The organism is Actinokineospora diospyrosa, assembly GCF_024171925.1.
GTDB classification, from domain to species: domain Bacteria; phylum Actinomycetota; class Actinomycetes; order Mycobacteriales; family Pseudonocardiaceae; genus Actinokineospora; species Actinokineospora diospyrosa.
The window spans coordinates 50,174-69,169 of sequence record NZ_JAMTCO010000012.1; the positions used below are offsets into that span (position 1 = coordinate 50,174).

At 69.9% G+C, this 18,996-nt stretch carries 18 protein-coding genes; 6 read left to right on the top strand and 12 right to left on the bottom strand.

Going from position 1 to position 18,996, the window contains the following annotated elements; all coding sequences use genetic code 11:
* Positions 1–166: 166 nt before the first annotated feature.
* Genes LV75_RS23905 through LV75_RS23920 form a run of 4 tightly spaced genes read left to right on the top strand, consistent with a single transcriptional unit; the run spans position 167 to position 3,706 of the window.
* Positions 167–1,741 carry an LCP family protein gene (locus tag LV75_RS23905; RefSeq protein WP_253889230.1) on the top strand — a complete coding sequence of 525 codons (1,575 nt, stop codon included), beginning with the start codon at positions 167–169 and terminating at the stop codon, positions 1,739–1,741.
* Between the two features lie 4 nt (positions 1,742–1,745).
* On the top strand, positions 1,746–2,219 hold the full coding sequence (locus LV75_RS23910) for a hypothetical protein (RefSeq protein ID WP_253889231.1): 474 nt from the start codon (positions 1,746–1,748) through the stop codon (positions 2,217–2,219).
* A gap of 24 nt (positions 2,220–2,243) precedes the next feature.
* Positions 2,244–2,909 carry a TIGR03089 family protein gene (locus tag LV75_RS23915; RefSeq protein WP_253889232.1) on the top strand — a complete coding sequence of 222 codons (666 nt, stop codon included), beginning with the start codon at positions 2,244–2,246 and terminating at the stop codon, positions 2,907–2,909.
* Entirely contained in the window at positions 2,909–3,706 is a 798-nt protein-coding gene (locus tag LV75_RS23920; protein ID WP_253889233.1) for an SDR family NAD(P)-dependent oxidoreductase, read from the top strand. The genes LV75_RS23915 and LV75_RS23920 overlap by 1 nt, the downstream gene beginning before the upstream one ends.
* Here the strand turns inward: LV75_RS23920 and LV75_RS23925 are convergent.
* The 10 genes from LV75_RS23925 to LV75_RS23970 all read right to left on the bottom strand — a co-directional run bounded on the left by LV75_RS23925 (position 3,666) and on the right by LV75_RS23970 (position 13,934).
* On the bottom strand, positions 3,666–4,196 hold the full coding sequence (locus LV75_RS23925; protein ID WP_253889234.1) for a DinB family protein: 531 nt from the start codon (positions 4,194–4,196) through the stop codon (positions 3,666–3,668). The two genes, LV75_RS23920 and LV75_RS23925, sit on opposite strands and share 41 nt — an antisense overlap.
* Before the next feature lie 97 nt (positions 4,197–4,293).
* Positions 4,294–5,067, bottom strand: coding sequence for a toll/interleukin-1 receptor domain-containing protein (locus LV75_RS23930; RefSeq protein WP_253889235.1), 774 nt, complete (start codon positions 5,065–5,067; stop codon positions 4,294–4,296).
* Between the two features lie 90 nt (positions 5,068–5,157).
* Positions 5,158–6,318: an acyl-CoA dehydrogenase family protein gene (locus LV75_RS23935; RefSeq protein ID WP_253889236.1), complete on the bottom strand. Its 1,161-nt coding sequence runs from the start codon at positions 6,316–6,318 to the stop codon at positions 5,158–5,160.
* A gap of 79 nt (positions 6,319–6,397) precedes the next feature.
* A complete protein-coding gene (locus LV75_RS23940; protein ID WP_253889237.1) occupies positions 6,398–7,204 on the bottom strand; it encodes a hypothetical protein in 807 nt (268 codons plus the stop codon).
* Positions 7,205–7,211: 7 nt separating this feature from the next.
* On the bottom strand, positions 7,212–8,021 hold the full coding sequence (locus LV75_RS23945) for a hypothetical protein (RefSeq protein WP_253889238.1): 810 nt from the start codon (positions 8,019–8,021) through the stop codon (positions 7,212–7,214).
* Between the two features lie 40 nt (positions 8,022–8,061).
* Positions 8,062–8,871 carry a hypothetical protein gene (locus tag LV75_RS23950; RefSeq protein ID WP_253889239.1) on the bottom strand — a complete coding sequence of 270 codons (810 nt, stop codon included), beginning with the start codon at positions 8,869–8,871 and terminating at the stop codon, positions 8,062–8,064.
* A 76-nt stretch (positions 8,872–8,947) separates the two neighbouring features.
* On the bottom strand, positions 8,948–9,418 hold the full coding sequence (purE, locus tag LV75_RS23955) for a 5-(carboxyamino)imidazole ribonucleotide mutase (RefSeq protein ID WP_253889433.1): 471 nt from the start codon (positions 9,416–9,418) through the stop codon (positions 8,948–8,950).
* Positions 9,419–9,582: 164 nt separating this feature from the next.
* Positions 9,583–10,767, bottom strand: a complete 1,185-nt coding sequence (locus LV75_RS23960) for a 5-(carboxyamino)imidazole ribonucleotide synthase (protein WP_253889240.1) — start codon at positions 10,765–10,767, stop codon at positions 9,583–9,585.
* Positions 10,768–10,779: 12 nt separating this feature from the next.
* Positions 10,780–11,910 carry a glycosyltransferase 87 family protein gene (locus tag LV75_RS23965; protein WP_253889241.1) on the bottom strand — a complete coding sequence of 377 codons (1,131 nt, stop codon included), beginning with the start codon at positions 11,908–11,910 and terminating at the stop codon, positions 10,780–10,782.
* A 1,196-nt stretch (positions 11,911–13,106) separates the two neighbouring features.
* Entirely contained in the window at positions 13,107–13,934 is an 828-nt protein-coding gene (locus LV75_RS23970) for a GGDEF domain-containing protein (RefSeq protein ID WP_253889242.1), read from the bottom strand.
* Positions 13,935–14,117: 183 nt separating this feature from the next.
* On the opposite strand from LV75_RS23970, the gene LV75_RS23975 reads away from it, so the two are divergent.
* The gene (locus tag LV75_RS23975; protein WP_253889243.1) at positions 14,118–16,400 is read left to right on the top strand and encodes a sigma-70 family RNA polymerase sigma factor; all 2,283 of its coding nucleotides are present in this window, start codon (positions 14,118–14,120) and stop codon (positions 16,398–16,400) included.
* Positions 16,401–16,471: 71 nt separating this feature from the next.
* Positions 16,472–17,011 (top strand): GtrA family protein, encoded by a 540-nt coding sequence (locus LV75_RS23980; RefSeq protein WP_253889244.1) that lies wholly within the window; start codon positions 16,472–16,474, stop codon positions 17,009–17,011.
* Here LV75_RS23980 and LV75_RS23985 read toward each other — a convergent pair.
* Both LV75_RS23985 and LV75_RS23990 read right to left on the bottom strand, forming a co-directional pair.
* The gene (locus tag LV75_RS23985) at positions 17,008–18,297 is read right to left on the bottom strand and encodes a sensor histidine kinase (RefSeq protein WP_253889245.1); all 1,290 of its coding nucleotides are present in this window, start codon (positions 18,295–18,297) and stop codon (positions 17,008–17,010) included. The two genes, LV75_RS23980 and LV75_RS23985, sit on opposite strands and share 4 nt — an antisense overlap.
* Positions 18,298–18,299: 2 nt before the next feature.
* A complete protein-coding gene (locus tag LV75_RS23990) occupies positions 18,300–18,968 on the bottom strand; it encodes a response regulator transcription factor (RefSeq protein WP_092778371.1) in 669 nt (222 codons plus the stop codon).
* Between the last annotated feature and the right edge of the window lie 28 nt (positions 18,969–18,996).

Below are 18,996 nucleotides of genomic sequence, written 5' to 3' on the forward strand. Positions count from 1 at the left end.
CGTGTTACCGGTGACGACGCTGACAGCCGGACCACACGGACGTGGGTAACCTGGTCATGTCAGGTCAGACCGGGGAGGAGCGTGCGTGGGCGAGCGTGCGCGTGCGGTGACCGGCGAATCGGGGGGTGCGTTACCCGTGCCGCGTCGGCCGTCGATGTTCTTGCGGGTGAGCACCGTGCTGGTGCGCACCCTGGTCACCGTGCTCTCGGTGGCCGTTGTCGCGGCCACCGCGTGGGGGTGGTCGCTGATCCGCGGCCTCGACGACAACGTGGCCACCACCGACGTCATCGACGTGCAGGCGGACGACCCGGCGACCGGTGGTTCCACCGCCGAGCGGCTCGACAGCGCGGTCGACATCCTGCTGGTGGGCATCGACAGCCGCACCGACGCGTTCGGCAACCCGCTGCCCAAAGAGGTCCTCGCGATGCTCAACGGCGGCAAGGCCGACGGCGAGCGCAACACCGACACGATGATCCTGGTGCACATCCCCGCGGGTGGGCGCAAGGCCGTGGCGTTCTCCTTCCCGCGCGACTCGTGGGTCGACATCGGCGGCGGGTTCGGCAAGCACAAGCTCAACTCGGCGTTCGTGTACGCCTACAACGACACCCGCCGGACCCTCGTCGAGCAGGGCGTCGACGACCCGAAGGAGATCGAGGCGAAGGCGGTGGTCGCGGGCCGCAAGAACCTCATCGCCGCGATCGAGCGGCTGATCGGCAAGGCGGTCACCATCGACCGCTACGCCGAGGTCAACCTGGCCAGCTTCTACGAGGTCACCAAGGCCGTCGGCGGCGTCGAGGTGTGCCTGAACAACGCGGTCGACGAGGCCAAGTCCGGCGCCCGCTTCCCGGCGGGTCGGCAGACGATCTCCGGCGCGGCGGCGCTGTCGTTCGTGCGGCAGCGCTACGGGCTGCCCAACGGCGACCTGGACCGGATCGTGCGGCAGCAGACCTTCCTCGGCGCGCTGGCGAACAAGGTCCTCTCCGCGGAGCTGCTGGCCAACCCGGGCCGGGCCCGGGACCTGATCACCGCGGTGCAGAAGTCGGTCGTGCTGTCCTCGAACTGGAACCTGTCCCGCTTCGCCGCCCAGATGCAGGGCCTGAGCAGCGGGAACATCGAGTTCCGGACCATCCCGAACGAGGGCGACGCCAAGATCGGCGGGGCCGACGTGATCAAGGTGAACCCGGAGCACGTGGCGGCGACGATCAAGCAGGTCATCGACCAGGCGGATGGGGTCACCCAGCGACCGAGCGGCCCGCCCGCCCCGTCGTCGGGCAGCCCGGTGGAGACCAACGCGATCCCGCTGGCGCCGACGACCACCGGCAAGCCCAGCACCGGCATCACCGTGGACGTGCGCAACGGTTCCAACACCAAGGGCCTGGCCTCCACCGTCCTCGACCGCCTGATCGCGCACGGCTTCACCCGGGGTGAGGTGGGGGACGCGGCGGTGCAGAACGGCACGGTGGTCCGCTACGCGCCCGGCGAGCTCGCCAAGGCCAACGCGGTCGCCACCACGCTGACCACCAAGGCGCTGACCCTGACCGAAGACCGCACTCTTATCTCCGGTCACGTGCGGGTCGTGCTGGGCACCTCTTACCCGTCCGGCGACCAGCAGCTCACCAGCGATCCTTTCCTCAACCTCTCCCCAACCAGCACGGTCCGTCCTACCTCGACCAAGGCGAGCCCGCCGGTCACCGTGGCTCCACCGAACGTCGAGGCAGGCAGCCTCAAGTGCATCAACTAGCCGAATGACCGCGGCTGGCAGGCAGGCTTCGTACGGCGGCGTGTGGGCGCGGGTGCTGCTTCGGTGGTGCGCTGTGGCGTGCTGGCTGGGCGTGGCGGTCACCACCGTCGCGGTGTTCACCACCGGGATGGCCTGGTGGACCGGTGCGCTCATCGAAGCGGCGGTGGTGGTGTTCCTCTTACCGCTCGGCTTCGTGCTGTGGTCCGACGCGGGCGAGCACAAGTCGGACACCGAGCGGTTGCTGCGCGACGGCAAGCCCGCCACAGCGGAGGTCGTCGAGGTGGAACTGGTCGACCCCGGTGACGGCAGCCCGGACGTGGCGGTGCTGCGCCTGCGCATCAGCGGCGCCGACGTGCCGCCCTTCGAGACGACCTACCGCGGCGACGCAGACCCCGAGTTCCGCATCGGTGCGTTGCTATACGCGACCGTTGACCCTGCCGACAACCTGTTCACCTTGAGGCGCCTGCACACGCCGTAGTACGGCCGCCGCTAGTTTGGTCCAGTGAGCCTTACCGAAGCCATCTTGCGGCCCCTTCGCGCGTCCTCAGCCAAGCCTCTGGTCACCCACTACGACGACGCCACCGGCAGCCGGGTTGAGCTGTCGGTCGCGACCATGGCGAACTGGGCGGCGAAGACCGCGAACTGGCTCGTCGAGGAGTACGACGTCGAGGCCGGGACGCCGGTGGCCGTGCGGTTGCCAGCGCACTGGCAGACCGCCGGGGTGCTGCTGGGCGCGTGGTGGGCGGGCGCGCACGTGGTCGCCGAGGGGCCTGCCGCGGTGACCTTCGTCGCACCCGGGGTCAGCGCGGACGGGGTGGCGGCGACGGTGTCGCTGGACCCGATGGGCCGCTACCTGGGTGGCTCGCGGGACGGCGTGATCGACTTCATCGGCGAGGCCCGGTTGTTCGGCGACGACTACTTCGGCGCGCCGGTGCCCGGGTCGACGCCCGCGCTGGCCGGGCTGACGGTGGACGAGGTGCTGGCGCGGGCCGCAGGGCTGGAACCGGGGGTGCGGGTGCTGTCCACCCGGGAGTGGACGGTGCCCGACGGGGTGCTCAGCGCTCTGGTCGCGCCGCTGGTGGCAGGTGGGTCGGTGGTGCAGGTCAGCAACCCGGCCCGGGTGGACGCGCACCGCACGGCCGAGCGGACGACCCTGGACCTGACCTGATGCGCTCGTTCAGCGGGAAGGTCGCCGTCGTCACCGGCGCCGCGTCGGGCATCGGTCAGGCCCTGGTGTCGGCGCTGGTCGCGGCCGGGGCCCAGGTGGCCGCCTCGGACATCGCCGAGGTCGCCGAGGGGCCCGGGGTGCGGCCGTACCGGCTGGACGTGGCCGACCGGGACGCGGTGTACGCGCACGCCGACCAGGTCGTCGCCGACCTCGGCCGGGTCGACCTGGTGGTCAACAACGCCGGGGTGGCGCTGAAGGGCACCGTCGCCCAGATGAGCGACGAGGACCTGCGCTGGGTCATGGACATCGACTTCTGGGGCGTGGTGCACGGGACGCGGGCGTTCCTGCCGCACCTGGTCGCCACCCGCGGGCACCTGGTGAACGTGTCCAGCGTGTTCGGGCTGATCGGGGTGCCGACGCAGAGCGCCTACAACGCCGCCAAGTTCGCCGTCCGCGGCTTCACCGAGTCGCTGCGCCAAGAGGTGGCGGGCGTCGTGGGCGTCACCTGCGTGCACCCCGGCGGCGTCCGGACCGCCATCGCCCGCTCGGCGCGGACCTCCGACCCGGCCGAGCGGGAGTCCTTCGGACGCTCCCTCGACCGGGTGGCGATGACCTCCCCGGAGCGCGCGGCCCGGCTCATCCTCGACGGTGTCCGCCGCGACCGCGCGCGCGTCTTGGTCGGCCCGGACGCCTACGTCATCGACCTGCTGGCGCGCCTGCTCGGCTCCTGGTACCAGCCGCTGGTCCGGCGGGCCTTCAGCCCATCGTCTTCTGGCCGTCGAGGCTCTCGCGGATGATGTCCGCGTGGCCTGCGTGCTGCGCGGTCTCGGCGATGATGTGCAGCAGGACCCGGCGCACGGAGCGGACCGCGCCCGCCTCGAACCAGGGCGCCACCGGCAACGGGAAAGCCTTGTTGAGGTCGGCGGTCTTGACCAGCTCATCGGTCTTGGCGGCGACCTCGGCGTAGTTGGCGAGGTGGGTCTCGAGCGACTCGCCCGGGTTCATCCGGTGCTCGTCCTCCCAGTCCAGCGCGACGCTCTCCATCTCGGCCGCGCCGCCGACCATGAACCGGTACCAAGCCGCCTCGGTCGAGGCGACGTGCTTGATGAGCCCGCCGATGGTGAGCGCGCTGACGGTGCTGCGCTGCGCCGCCTGCTCGTCGGTGAGGCCCTGGGCGGTGTGGCGCAGGAAGCCGCGGTGCACGGCGAGGGTCTGCAGCAGGTCCGCCCGCTCGGCGTCGAGGTCGGTGGCGGTCGGGGTGCTGGAGAGGTCAAGCGGGCTGCTCATGATGCGTCCTTTGTGTCTTCGCGACTTCCTTGAGGACAACTCTAGGACCGCTTGCGGACAGGTTCAGTCCGCAAGCGCAACTCTTTCCAGATTCACTTCATGGAGTCTTCCGCCTACGCACAGCAACCGTGCCCCGGTCCCCCTCGAGCGGGGCGCCCTCCAATTCCGGGTGCAACATCTTGTTCACGTTGTAGATCGCAAACTCGATATGAGCTCGCAAATCCTGCCCGCTGTCAGCCAAATCCCGCATGTCGGCCAAATGGTGACGAAGCGTCCGCAGACGCCCGTTGTAGGATTGATCGCTGTCCGCAATCATCATTCTGTGCTGCGCCCGAACGAGGTCCAGCACTTCACCCAAGAGATCCTCGGCGGAGCGCTTCTCCACGGTATTCGCACTGGGGGTGGCACTCACCTCCCGGAGCTTGCCGTCCAACTCCGGCCACCACACGTCGAACGCGGTGTCCAGCTTCTTCACCGGCAGCGGGCACGCGGCGTTGATCGAGTTGATCAGCTTCCGGACGTCGTCGCGCTCGTAGACCGTGGACTGGAATTGCAGCAGCGGCCCGGTGACCTCTTTGCGCTCAACCCCGAACAAAAATGGAGACACCCGACTGGTCTCCACGAACTTCGACAACGCCCCCGCCTCGAAGTTCAACCACGGCGCCGCCAAGTTGTCCTTCGTCACGCAGACGATCCCGAAGTTGCAGTCCGCCAACTCCGCCGAGATGTCCGAACTCCACCGCGCCCCCTTGTCGATGTCCTCCGACGACAGGTACGGCTCCACGGCCTGGATCACCGACGGGATCCACTCGCGCAGTACCTCGGCCACGTTCCGGCTGATCTCGCCCGACCAGCTGATGAAGACCTTCACACCCCGCTCCGTCGGGGCCCGAGCACCCACCGTTACACAGCGAAGGGCGGCCCGGTCCACGACCGAGCCGCCCTCGAGCGAAGATCCTGATTAGCCCTTGAGCAGGGACCGCGCCATCACCATGCGCTGGATCTGGTTGGTGCCCTCGTAGATCTGGGTGATCTTGGCGTCGCGCATCATCCGCTCGACCGGGAAGTCGCGGGTGTAGCCCGCGCCGCCGAACAGCTGGACCGCGTCGGTCGTGACCTCCATCGCCGTGTCCGAGGCGAAGGTCTTCGCGGCGCTGGAGGCGAAGGACCCGCCCGGCTCGCCGCGCTCGACCTTGGCCGCGGCCGCGTACACCAGGTGGCGGGCGGCTTCGATCTTCATCGCCATGTCCGCGAGCATGAACTGCACGCCCTGGAACTCCGCGATCGCCTTGCCGAACTGCTTGCGGTCCTTGACGTAAGCGACCGCCGCGTCCAGCGCACCCTGCGCGATGCCCAACGCCTGCGCGCCGATCGAGTGCCGCGTGTGGTCGAGCGTGCGCAACGCGAGCCGCAGGCCCTGGCCGGGTTCGCCGATGATCCGGTCGGCCGGGATCTCGCAGTTCTCGAAGTAGATCTCGCGGGTCGGTGAGCCCTTGATGCCGAGCTTGCGCTCCTTCGGCCCGACCACGAACCCGGGGTCGTCCTTGTGCACCATGAACGCCGAGATGCCGTCGGCGGGCTTGGCCGCGTCCGGGTTGGACACCGCCATCACCGTGTACCAGCTGGACTCGCCCGCGTTGGTGATCCAGCACTTGGTGCCGTTGAGCACCCAGGTCGACCCCTCCGAGCGGGCCTTGGTGCGCATCGACGCGGTGTCCGACCCGGCCTCTCGCTCCGACAGCGCGTAAGAGGCCATCTCACCGGCGGCGATCTCGGAGAGCACCTTCTGCTTAAGCGCCTCGGACCCGCCGAGGATCAGGTTCATCGTGCCCAGCTTGTTGACCGCCGGGATCAGCGAGGACGACCCGCAGACCCGGGCGACCTCCTCGATCACGATGTTGGTCGCCACCGAGTCGGCGCCCTGCCCGTCGTAGGCCTCCGGGATGTGCGGCGCGGCGAACCCGGCCTTGTTCAGCGCGGTCAACGCCTCGACCGGGAACCGCTCCTGCTCGTCCACCTCGACCGCGTGCGGCGCGATCTCCTTCTCGGCGAGGTCGCGCACGGCCTCGCGCAGCGCGTTGTGCTCGTCGCCGAGCTGGTAGAGCCCGTAGCCCGCGTCCACGTCAGTTACCTCCCGGTACGGCAGCGTCCCGACCCGATGTTAGCGCCCGTTCACTTCGGTGTCCTTGTGTGCTGCGCCGCTAAACGATGAATGCCCCGGCGAGCAGGAACGCGTAGAGGGCGACCGAACTGGTCACGGCGGTGACCGCGAACGCCCCGGCGGCCCTACCGAGGCCGTGCCGCAGGCCCGGTCTGGTCAGCGTCCACTGCCAGAACACCAGCAGCACGCCCGCGAAGGAGGCCGCGAAGAGCACCACCGCGTTCAGGCTGCCGCCGAGCAGCGCGGTCGCGAACACCAGCAGCACGAGCCAGCCGAGCCCGGTGGTCCACACCAGGGTGCGCGGTTCCTCGGTCGGCCGCCTGCCGCCGTACCCGGCGACCAGTGCGGCGATGACGGCGAGCGAGCCGGTGGCGACCACGAGGAACCGCCGTGGGCCCGCGGGCAGCGACAACCGAGGCGTCTCGGTGGCGAGGCGGTCGACCTCCGCGGTGCTCAAGCCGATCCCGGCGGGCAACCGGGCGGCCGCCCCGTCGCCGCTGGGCCCGTACGCGAAGGTCGCTTCGCACATCCGCGGCTTGCCGTCGTAGCGGGCGGTGCACGAGATCGGCCCGGTCTCCGACGCGGGTTGGGTCATCGCGACCTCCAGCGGCCTGCCCACGACGTCCACCACGCAGGTCTCGACGAGGCCGACCTGCACGCAGGACATCGCCGCGCGCGGCAACGACAGCCAGGCGTCCTGGCCGTTGTGCACGGCGATGTCGTGGATCTGCTCGTACTCGCGGGTCGGTGAGGTGACCACGAGCGCGAGGCAGATCCCGAACAGCGCGAGGAGCAGGGCGCCCGGCAGGGCCGACCGGGCGGTGAACCGGGATGTGGTGACGGGCATCTGGGTCCTAGTCGATGAAAGCGCCTGCGAGCATGAACAGCAGCAGCGCGACCGACGAGGCGAACGCGGTCGAGGCGAAGGCGCCGAGCGCGCGCCAGATCCCCTGCGCGCGCCCCGGTCTGGCCAGCGTCCACTGCCAGAGCACGAGCACACCGCCCGCGACGATCACCAGCGGGTGGATCACGAAGAACACGCTGCCGCCCAACAGGACCAGCGACGCCACCACCAGCAGCGCCCAGCCGACCCCGGTCGCCCAGAGCAGCGGGGTGGCGTTGTTGACCGGCCGCCTGCCGCCGAACCCGGCGACGAAGGCGGCCACGACGGCGAGCACCGCGACCACGATCGGACCGGAGTCGGCGATGTCGCCGATCTGCGTCCACCAGGGCGCGAGTCCGGCGAGTTCCACGGCGGAGACACCGAGGCCGTCTTCGATCAGAGCGATCGCGCCGACACCGGTGGACGTGTAGTTGTAGGTCGCCCCGCAAGACACCGGATCGCCGTCGTACTGGGCGACGCAGGAGAGGTGCCTGCTCGAACCGGTGTAGGTCATAGATGCCCGCAACTGCCTACCCGCCACTTCCACAGTGCAGGTAGAGGTATCGCCCACCATCTCGCATGACAGCGCAGCACGCGGGATGGTCACCCACTGGTCTTCGCCTTGGTTGATGGCGATCCCATAGAGCTGCCCGTCGTCGCCGCGGCCAGGCGCGACCATCGTGAGCAATACGAGGACACCGAACAACGCCAGCAGCAGAGCGCCAGGTAGAGCCGCCCGCACAGTGAGCCGAGGCGGGGTTACCGGGGCGATCACGGACATCGGGCTCCTCCTGGAGACCTCGCGGCGAACAGTGGGCGCGCTAGTCGACGAAGAGCCCGGCGACCAGGAACACGAACATCGACACGAAGCAGGCGACGGTCGTCACCAAGAACGCCGTGATCCCGTGGCCCCACCCGGTCCGCCACCCCGGCCTGGTCAACGTCCACTGCCAGAACGTCACCAGTGCGGCGACCACCAGCACCGGCGGAACCAACTCGATCATGTTGGTGCCCAGCAGCGCGAGAAGACCCACGTGCAGCGCGAACCAGCCCACGCCGATGCCCGCCACCAGCAGACCGGGCCGCTCGACCCGCCGCCTGCCACCGAACCCGACGACCAGCGCGGCCGCGAGCGGGAACACGAGCAGCACGACCGGCAACACCAGCGGCATCCCGTTGTCGAACCGCCACCACGGCATCGCCTCGGCCGCGACCCGGTCGAACTCCTCCCGGGTCAGCGCGAGGCCGTCCGAGAGGGCAACACCGGCTGGGGAGGCGTAGCTGTAGTAGGTGATCACGCAATCGCGCGAACTGCCCGCGTAGTCGGCGGAGCACTGCACGCCCCCGCCCGCGCCGGGGGTCATCACGACCCGCAACTCGCGGTCGAGCACATCGACGGAGCACACCGTCCGCCCGGTCTGCTCCGCGCAGTCCAACGCCTCACCGGGGATGACCACCCGGCCCCGCTCGCCGCCGTTGATCGCCAGCTCAGCGATGCCGCTCTGGTCCGCCAGGCTCGGGGCCAGCGGTAGGAGCGCGGTGTAGGCGAGCGCCAGCAGCAGGAGCAGCACCCCGGGCACGGCGGCCCGCACGGCGAACCTGGGCGTGACGACCGGGGCGATCGTGGACATCGGGCTCCTCCGGGAGACCTCGCTCGACACTCACCGTGTCGCTGCGCCGACCCCCGCGTTACCCCGGCTCACCCGGTCAGCTCAGCGTCGCCCGCAACGCCGCGTCCTTCTCCAGCACCAGGTCCCGCAACGACTCCTGGAACGCCGCCATCCGCTCCCGCAGGTCCGCGTCGGCCGCGGCCAAGATCCGCACGGCGAGCAGACCGGCGTTGCGCGCCCCGCCGACCGACACGGTCGCGACCGGCACGCCCGCGGGCATCTGCACGATCGAGAGCAGCGAGTCCATGCCGTCGAGGTACTTCAGCGGCACCGGCACGCCGATCACGGGCAGCACGGTGGCCGAGGCGACCATGCCGGGCAGGTGGGCAGCGCCGCCCGCGCCCGCGATGATCACCTTCAGGCCGCGGTCGACGGCGGTGGTGGCGTAGTCGAGCATGCGCTGCGGGGTGCGGTGCGCGGAGACGACGCTGACCTCGTGCGCCACGTCGAACTCGGCCAGCGCCTCGGCGGCCAGCCGCATCACCGGCCAGTCCGAGTCGCTGCCCATGATCAGGCCGACTGCGGGGGTGTCGGTCACCTCGGTTGCTCCTGTCTCGGTGGACCTGGCGGCCCGGGTTCTGCCCGGCGGTTCCGGTTGCCCGGCGGGCCTCTGGCGGGATCTGGCTGGGTCTGGTGGCCTTGCGGGGTGCCTGCGGCCGGTAGATCCGGTGGTTAGTGGATCTGGTGGCCGTCGAGCCAGACGGCGGTGGACAGCCAGTGCGCGGCCAGCGCGGCGCGGGAGCGGGTCGCGGCGAGGTCGGTGCCGAGGAAGGTCACGTGGCCGACCTTGCGGCCTGGGCGCTCCTGCTTGCCGTAGAGGTGCACGCGCGCGTCGCGGAAGCGGGCGAACAGGTGGTGCAGCCGCTCGTCGACGCCCATCGCCGGGGTCTCAGCGGCGCCGAGGACGTTGGCCATGACGACCGCGGGGGCGACCGGGTCGGTCGCGCCGAGCGGGTAGTCCAGGACGGCCCGGATGTGCTGCTCGAACTGGGAGGTGAGCGCGCCCTCGATGGTCCAGTGCCCGGAGTTGTGCGGGCGCATGGCCAGCTCGTTGACAACGACGCCGGTCTCGGTCTCGAACAGCTCGACGGCCAGCACGCCGACGACACCGAGTTCGTTGGCGATCCGCAGCGCGAGCTCCTGGGCGTGGTCGGCGAGGGCGGGGGCCAGGTCGGGGGCGGGCGCGAGCACCTCGACGCAGATGCCGTCGACCTGCACGGTCTCCACCACCGGCCAGCAGGCGCCCTGGCCGAACGGGGAGCGGGCGACCAGCGCGGCCAGCTCGCGGCGCATCACGACCCGCTGCTCGACCAGCAGCGGCGTGCCCGCGGCGAGCAGGTCGGGGACGAGCGCGGCGGCCTGCGCGGCGTCGTCGAGCATCCACACGCCGCGACCGTCGTAGCCACCGCGGGCGGCCTTGAGCACACACGGCCAGCCCTCGGCGTCGCCGAACTCAACGACGTCCTCGACCGCCTTGACCTCGGCGAACGCCGGGATCGGGAGGCCGAGCTCGGCGAGCTTGCGGCGCATGACGAGCTTGTCCTGGGCGTGCACGAGCGCGTCCGGCCCGGGGTGGACCTTGACCCCCTCGGCGACCAGGGCGCGCAGGTGCTCGGTCGGCACGTGCTCGTGGTCGAAGGTGAGCACGTCGACCCCCTTGGCGAACTCGCGCAGGGCGGCCAGGTCGGTGTGGTGGCCGAGCGTGATGTTCGGCGAGACCAGGGGCGCGGGCTCGGCGGGGTCGACCGCGAGCACGTGCAACGACTGGCCGAGCGCGACGGCGGCCTGGTGCGCCATGCGCGCCAGCTGTCCACCGCCGACCATCCCGACCACGGGGAAACCGGTACGTGCGTCCACGAACAGGGGACTCTACCGGCGCCTGGCCAGCAGAATCCCGCCGGCCACCACCGGGACGAGCAGGTAGGCGCTCCCGATCAAGTACTCGACCACCGTCCAGTCGAACTCGACGGCCTTTCCGTTGCGCATGGCCAGAAGCACGCAACTGGCGAAGACAAGGACAACTGCGACAGTTGGCGCCAACTGCGCGCGGCTGGGATTCCGGTCCGGTAGGCGTGAGAGCAGGTAGACCACGAGTGGGACCGCCCACACCCAGTGGTGCGACCAGGAGACGGGGCTCACAAGAAGACCGAAGAAGGCCGTGACGAGCAGCGCGGGCAACGGGCTAAGACGACGAATCCACAACGCACACGGCACGGCGATGAGCAACGCGATAGGCGCGACGACCTTCATGGACCAGTCGGCGTTGTCGGTGAGCCTAAGCACCAACCCGTTGAGCGACTGGTTGCCCGCCCAATAGATCGGCCCGATCCGCTGCGGGTCCTGGACGGCGTGCCACCAGAACTGGGTGAAGTCGTGCCGGATCAACAGGAACACCAACCCCTGCAGGAGCACGAACGTCACCACCGCCCGCCCCGCGTCCGCCCACCGCTTCTTGAGCAGCAAATGCCCCACGAACACCAACGGCGTCAACTTCACCGCCGCCGCGGCCCCGATCAGCACACCCCCGAACCGACTCCCCCGCGCCCCCACCACGAGGACGTCGACCACCACCATGGCCATCAACACGATGTTGATCTGCCCGAGGAACACGGTCCGCCACACCGGCTCCAGGCCGAGCAGGACAACCCCCAGCACCACCGCCGTCCGCACCGGATCCATCCACTGTGGACGCTCCGGCACGGCCTCGACGCACACCTTGATCACGTACCCCAGGAGCAGGACCGACACGGCCCCCAAAATCCCCCAAGCCACCTGCGTCGGCACCAACGCCAACGGCACGAAGAAGAGCGCAGCGGTCGGCGGATAGGTGAACGGCAACCGCGCCCAAGACGGCTCGGCGCTCAAATACATCCGGTCATACAGCGGCTCCCCCTGGAGCATCGCCAGCGCCCCAGACCGATAAACCGCGTTGTCAACGCCGAGGTGCCACCCCAGCAGCCACCCCACGACCCCGGCCACCACACAGATCAGCGGCACCACGAACGCACCCAAAAATGGCCGAACACGCACGACAGACCCGGTCACCCCCACAGCCAACCACGCCCCTACCGCGCCACTCCCTCCCCACCCTCTCCCCTGCTCACCCCACCCTTCGCCTCACCCCTTCACCCCACCGGCGACCTCCGCGCCGCCCACCCCAGCCAGCCACCTCTCCGCGCCCCCCGACCCACGCTCCGACCAACTCGTCCACCCGCCCGCCCCGAACATCAGCACCACCGACACCTCGACCGCCCCACCTTCACCGCCCGCCGCCGAACACCCGCACCCCTGCCCCACTCCACCGCCACTCCACCGCTCCACCGGCTCCGCCACCCCGCCACCGGCTCCGCTTCACCCCGCCAGCTCGACCACCAGGCCGCTCCAGCGCCCCACGCACTCCGCCAACTCCAGCCAGGCAGCTCCGCCACCGCTCCGCTCCAGCACCCCGCCGCTTCAGCCAGGCAGCCCCGCCGCCCCCCGCTTCGCGCCCGCGCACGTCGGGGGCGCAGCCCCCACCCTCACCGGGGGGCGTCCCCAGACCCATCTTACCAGGTCAGACCCATGGTTGATCTTGAAAGCGCTCCGCCAAGATCCACATGTGGATAACTTCTGTAGCTGAAACGGGTGAATACCTCACCACCCACCAACGCCCCGACCTGGCAAATCCCCCGAGCGCCCACCCGCCCGGAGCCCGCCCAGCCAAAGTCCCCCGCAAGTGATCAACTCACCGGCCCGCAAGACAGCCAGGCGCACCCCCGCCAAGGCATGCCGCCACCAGCCCACCCACACCCCAGAGCCACCGACAGACCACCCCACCCGGCCCGCCAAGCCCACCCCCGCACAACCGCCCCCCGCGCGCGGGTCCGGGGCGCAGCCCCCACCCTCTCCGGGGGGCGGCCCCAGGGCCAGTCTACTAGGCCCCACCGACAGTGGATCTTGGGAAACCCGGCTCGAAGATCGACATGTGGATAACTTCTGTCACCCACAAGGGCGAATCAGAAGCCGCCAAGCCGACCAGAAAGCGCGCCTGACCTCGACCCACCCACCCACAACCGCACCAAACGGCCGCGCGGGCAAACCTCAGCCCCACCCACAACGAAGACCCAAGAACACCGACCCCGAAGCAGGCCATGAGCGACAACCCCCGAAGACCCGTGAGCCGCGCACGAAGACCAGCGAGCCGCGTCCAACGCCGGTCAAGCCCGGCTGATCTCCCGCAGCAGGCTCACCGCCGCGGGCTCGCCCACCGGCAGCCGCTGCACGCGGACCTCCGGCGTCGCGTCCGGGCCGAGGTCCGGGTCGACCCCCAGCCGGTCCTTGATCAGGAGTCGTGCGTCGGCGGCGCGTTCGGCCAGGCCGGTCTCGCGCTCGGTCAGCACGACGGCGACCGACGGGCCCAGGACGGCCACGCTCTCGCCGCCGTCGAACACGGCGCGCAGCACGTCGCCGACCAGGACCATCGCCATCAGCCGGGACCAGCCGCTGACCTTCGACAGGTCCAGGGTCGCGACCAGCAGCACGTACCGGTCGGCCGGGCAGGTGCCCTTCCGACGGCACTCGGCGTAGATCTCACCGAGGCGCACGCGCAGGTAGTCGGCGTTGGCCTGGCCCGAGAGGGTGTCGGTTATGTCGCCAGCGTGTAGCCGGCTCAGCGCCGCGTCGGCCCAGGCGAGGGCGGTGGAGCGGAGCAGGGCGGCCGGGGTGGTGTCCGGGTCCGGGTCGACCTCGTCGGTCGGGGACTCCAGGACGGCGTGCAGCGCCGCGAGGTCCGCGAGGGTCTCGTCGAGGTCGGCGCCCGCGAACGCCCGGGCGCGGGCCAGGTCGCCGAGGGCGGCCAGGAGGTCACCACCGGTGAGGACGGCGTTGCACACCTCGTCCACCTCGGGGGCGCCCCAGTCGCTCGGGAAGCGCCAGCCCGCGCGCAGGCTGGCCGTGCGCCACCGGGCGCGCAGCTCAGGCAGCGCGGAGTCAGTACCTTGAGCATCGTCGCGGCGCCACCGCGACCCCGCTTCTTGTACCGCCACAGCTTTGAGTCCCTTCGCCGGTTCCCGAAGGAAGTGACGTGGTTCGGGTGCGGTTGTGACGCGAAACGGGTGAATCGATGGTGCGAAAAACAATCTCGCCCGCCTGAGTGATGCGTGACGTTACGGTGAGCTTCAGTCACACTTGGTCGCGACGCGGGGGTGGCAGAGGTCGAGGGGAGCACAGTGTCGACGGTTCCGGCCGAGATCGACGGCCCGAGTGACGCCGAGCTGATCGAAGCTGTGCGGGCCGGGAACCCCGCGGCCTACGGTTCGCTCTACCAGCGGCACGTGGGTGCCGCGCGCAATCTTGCCCGGCAACTGGGGCGTTCGCAGGCTGAAGCGGACGACCTGGTGTCGGAGGCGTTCGCGAAGGTCTTGGAAACGCTGCGGCAAGGCCGTGGCCCCGATTCGGCGTTCCGCGCGTACCTGCTGACAGCGCTAAGGCACACCGCTTACGACAAGACCCGGCGCGACCGTAAGATCGAGTACAGCGACGACGTGTCCCAGGTGAGCGGTATCAACCTGGACGCGGTGAGCGTGCCGTTCTCCGACACCGCTGTCGCCGGTCTCGAGCGGTCCTTGGCTGCCCGGGCGTTCAAGAAGCTGCCGGAACGCTGGCAAGCTGTGCTGTGGCACACCGAGATCGAGGGCCAGTCCCCCGCTGAAGTCGCACCGTTGCTCGGGCTGAGCCCCAATGGCGTCTCCGCGTTGGCCTATCGCGCACGGGAGGGCCTCAAGCAGGCATATTTGCAGGTCCACCTCGCCGAAACCTCCGACCAGCGCTGCCGGGCCACCGCCGAGCGGCTGGGCGCATGGGTGCGCGGTGGCCTGTCGAAGCGGGAAAAGGCCCAGGTCGAGGGGCACTTGGACGAGTGCGACCGGTGCCGTGCCCTGGCCGCCGAGCTGGCAGACGTCAACAGCGGCCTACGCCTCTTCATCGCGCCGCTGGTGCTCGGTCCGATGGCGGTCGCCGGATACCTGGGGGCCACGAAGGCGGCCGCGGTCGTCACCGCCGGTGTGGCTACCGGAGCCAGTGGGGGCGGCATCCTGAGCGCGATCACCAGCGCTCCCCGGCAGGCCATGACGGTCGCGGTGTCGGGTGCAGCTCTAGTAGCCGCCGTCGTGGTCGGGCTGGCCGCTACGCCCAGCCAAGAGCAGGTCCCAGCAGCCGTAGTGGCGACGAACTCGCCGACCAAGACGGCCCCGCGACCCACCAGCCCAGCTCCGCAGGTACCGCCAACAGTTCCGCCAGCGCCAGCCACGACGCCGGAACCGACCACGACGCCCGAGCCCACCACCACTACGACACCGCCGCCGCCCACTACGACCACGACGGCGCCAACGACCACGACGGCGCCACCAACAACGACGACACCCCCCACGACGACGACCACTCAGCCTCCCCCGGTGACGCGCCCCAATCTGACTGCATCCGGACCAGGTAGCGCGGTGGCTCTTACGCCAGGCGCCCCGACCGACATCCCCATCACGGTCACCAACTCCGGCGACGGTGTCTCTGAGCCGGTCGTGGCAGTCCTACCGCTCCCAGGCGGGGTCCGAGCGGTACCTGGCCCCGACAGGCTCACCGGGCGCCCCTTGCTGCGGTTGAACGCCGAAGCCATCACCATCGGCTGCCCAGGCGGCACCGGCAGGGTCACCTGCAGTTCCGAGCGAGGCCTCCAGCCGGGCGAGACGGTCACCTTGGTCTACCGCCTGATCGCTGACGATGCGCAACTCACCGCACAGATCTCCGGCACCCTCACCGCTGGGATGCAGATCGAGGTCCCGTTCACGATCGGTATCGAGGTCACACCTCTACCGGACGGCGTGCAGCTCACGGCGGCTATAGACGATCAAGGGCTCGTTGAGCGGCTCCTGCCGTGGGGTCGTGAGGTGCGCGTAGCAGCGTGGGCGACCAACACGGGCCAGAGCACCAAGGCCGTTGCCATCACCCTCGACCGCAGGGCCCGCTACCTCTCGTCGGATCGCGAGGTCATCTGCACCGCTGGAGAGGACTTCCTGAACTGCGTTAGCGCTACCTCGCTGCGCCCCGGTGAGCAGTTGAAGATCGTCGCGGGGATCCAAGTGCACCACAAGGATGAGCGCGGCAAGCGAACTGTGACCGTGTCAGCGGCTCTCGGTACGGCTACCGACAGCACGACGGTCAAGCTCCCATGGCACCCGATCTGCTGCGAGCACAACGACCCGCGGCCCCCCACAACCACAACCACCACGGCACCGCCGACCACTACGACAACTAAGCCCACCACGGCGCCGACGACGACCCCCACGAAACCGACGACAGGGCCGACTGTCACCACGACGACAAAACCACCGACAGTGACGACCGGCCCAACTCCGAAACCACAGCCCCCGGCGACTACGCACTCACAGCACAAGCCCCTCATCAGCCTCTGCTTGGAAATCGGACTTAAGAGCTTGAAGGGGTTGAACTTGGACTGCTGATCAGTGACGCAGCCGACTTAGCGGCCCGGCTGCCGAGTGTCCGCAGATCAGGGCCGATAGACTCCGCCGCCATGGCCTTCGTGGACACGCTGCTGACCCGCTTGCCCAAGCCGGTGCGGTCGCTGCTCATCAAGCACCGCGAGCTGCTCAAGTTCGCGGTCGTCGGCGGCGTGTGCTTCATCGTCACCAACGCGATCAACTACGCGCTGAAGCTGACCGTGCTCAACCGCAACCCGGTGACCGCGCTGATCGTGGCGGTCATCATCGCGACGATCGTGTCCTACATCCTCAACCGGGAGTGGTCCTTCCGGCACCGCGGTGGCCGCGAGCGCCCGCACGAGGCCGCGCTGTTCTTCCTGATCAGCGGCATCGGCGTCGGCCTGAACGCGCTGCCGCTGTGGGTCTCGCGGTACCTGTTCGACCTCGCCGTGCCGCACGTGTCGTTGCTGACCCAGGAGATCGCCGACTTCGGCTTCGGGATCATCCTCGGCACCCTGGTCGCGATGGTCTTCCGCTGGTGGGCGTTCAAGAAGTGGGTCTTCCCGGAGGCCGAGGCGCGGGTGCGCCCGCTCCGGACGGTCGCGACCGGCAAGGACGAGCAGGCCGCTTAGCGCGGGGAACGCCCGGTAGGCCAGTTCAGGCCGGGTAGGTCGCCCGCCTTCGGCACGGGCAGGAACACCGTGAACGTCGGTGGGCGCGCCGTGGACAGCTCAAGCCTGCCGCCGTCGGACTCGACAAGGGCACGAGCTAGCGCCAGCCCCAAGCCGGTAGAGCCGCCGCCGGACACCCCCCGGTCGAAGATGTGCGGGGCCAACTCGTCGGGCACGCCATTACCCGCGTCGGTGACGTCGATGACGACAGTCTCGCCACCCACAGACTCCCCTGAACGGGCAGACAGCGTCACCGTGCCACCGCCATGGCGCAGGGCGTTGTCGAGGAGGACGCCGATGGCCTCCCGGAGCCGGGCAGGGGTGACCCGTGCCATTAGTCCCGGGGTGATGCGCATGCGCAGCGTCCGACCTTCAGAGCGCAGCATCTCGCGCCATTCGTTGGCGATGGCCGTGAGCTCGCGGGCAAGGTCAACTGGTTCGGCGTCGACCGCGCGTGCCTCACGAGCGGCGGCCAAGAGCTCGTCGAGGACGTCAGCAAGCCGTTCGGCTTGATCGAGGGCCTCACGGGCCTCGGCGGCGGCATCTTGGTCAGGCACCATCGTCAGGGCCTCTAGGCGCAGCTGGAGCGCTGTGAGCCTGCTGCGCAGCTGGTGGGACACGTCGCCCACCAGGTCGCGTTCTCGTTGGACGAGCTGGGCAAGCGCGGTCGCTGACGCGTCCAGGGCCTCAGCGACCAGGTCGAGCTCATGTAGGTCGTAGCGGGCGCGGTCGAGCCGGAAGTCGCCAGCGCCGAGGCGGGTGGCACGGTCCGCGACGTGCCGCAGGGGGCGAGCCAACCGACGCGCGGTGACGATGGCGACCACGGTGCCAACAGCGACCGTCAGCACCACCACTAGTGCCACCAGCGCCGCTACCTGTGTCTGTCGCGTACGCATGGGGGCTGCGTCGATCTCCAGCCGAACGGTGCCCTGCCGTGACATGGGCACCTGTTCGGCGACCACGTCCTCGACCGGCCACGGCCCTAGCGTCCGCTCGCCTTCACTGGGGAGGCTCACGGTTAGCCTGCCGCCGGTCGGTACCGCCAACCGCACTGTGTCCAGGTCTACGGGCCTGCCGTTGGCGATCTCATCGTCGAGGGTCGCCGCGATCTGCTGCGCACGCACAGCGAGGTCTTCCCTGGTCAAGCTCTCGACGACCTGCAAGGCGGTGTAACCGAGCGGGATGCCCAAGGCGCACGCGGTGACGGTAACCGCGAGCAGGATGGCCAAGAGGATGCGGCGGCGCACGGCTACTCGGCGTTGAAACGGAAGCCGACCCCGCGCACGGTCGCAATACGACGCTCAGTGGAGCGGGGGCCGCCCTCACCGAGCTTGCGGCGCAGCCACGACATGTGCATGTCCAGGGTCTTGCTGGTCTTGAGCTCCGGGTCGCTCCACACCTCGGTGAGGATCTCCTCGCGGGTCACGACCTGGCCCGCGCGCTGGATCAGCACGCGCAGCAGCTCGAACTCCTTGTTGGCGAGGGTGATCTCGGTGCCGTCGACGGTCACCACGCGCGCGGCGAGGTCCATCCGCACCCCGTTGACGTCGATGGCGCCCGGGGCCTGCCTGCGCAGCAGCGCCCGGATGCGGGCCAGCAGCTCGGCGAGCCGGAACGGCTTGGCGACGTAGTCGTCGGCGCCCGCGTCCAGGCCGACGACGAAGTCCACCTCGTCGGCCCGGGCGGTCAGCATCAGCACCGGGATGCCCCGGCCTGCCGCGCGTAACCGCCTGCACACGTCGAGCCCATCGATCCCGGGCAGCCCGAGGTCGAGGACAAGCAGGTCGGGGTGGCCGGTGGAGGCCACCTCCAGCGCGGCGTGGCCGTCTCCGACAACCCGCACCTCATAGCCCTCTCGGTGCAATGCACGCGACAGGGGGTCCGCGATAGCCGCGTCGTCCTCGGCCAACAACACCACGCTCACGTGCTCCAGGGTAGGCGTGACA

Bases quoted from the DNA above. Each gene is read 5' to 3' on its own strand.
- LV75_RS23910 (WP_253889231.1), top strand. From the start codon at position 1,746: ATGACCGCGGCTGGCAGGCAGGCTTCGTACGGCGGCGTGTGGGCGCGG.
- LV75_RS23920 (WP_253889233.1), top strand. From the start codon at position 2,909: ATGCGCTCGTTCAGCGGGAAGGTCGCCGTCGTCACCGGCGCCGCGTCG.
- LV75_RS23925 (WP_253889234.1), bottom strand. From the start codon at position 4,196: ATGAGCAGCCCGCTTGACCTCTCCAGCACCCCGACCGCCACCGACCTC.
- LV75_RS23940 (WP_253889237.1), bottom strand. From the start codon at position 7,204: ATGCCCGTCACCACATCCCGGTTCACCGCCCGGTCGGCCCTGCCGGGC.
- LV75_RS23945 (WP_253889238.1), bottom strand. From the start codon at position 8,021: ATGTCCGTGATCGCCCCGGTAACCCCGCCTCGGCTCACTGTGCGGGCG.
- LV75_RS23950 (WP_253889239.1), bottom strand. From the start codon at position 8,871: ATGTCCACGATCGCCCCGGTCGTCACGCCCAGGTTCGCCGTGCGGGCC.
- purE (WP_253889433.1), bottom strand. From the start codon at position 9,418: ATGGGCAGCGACTCGGACTGGCCGGTGATGCGGCTGGCCGCCGAGGCG.
- LV75_RS23980 (WP_253889244.1), top strand. From the start codon at position 16,472: ATGGCCTTCGTGGACACGCTGCTGACCCGCTTGCCCAAGCCGGTGCGG.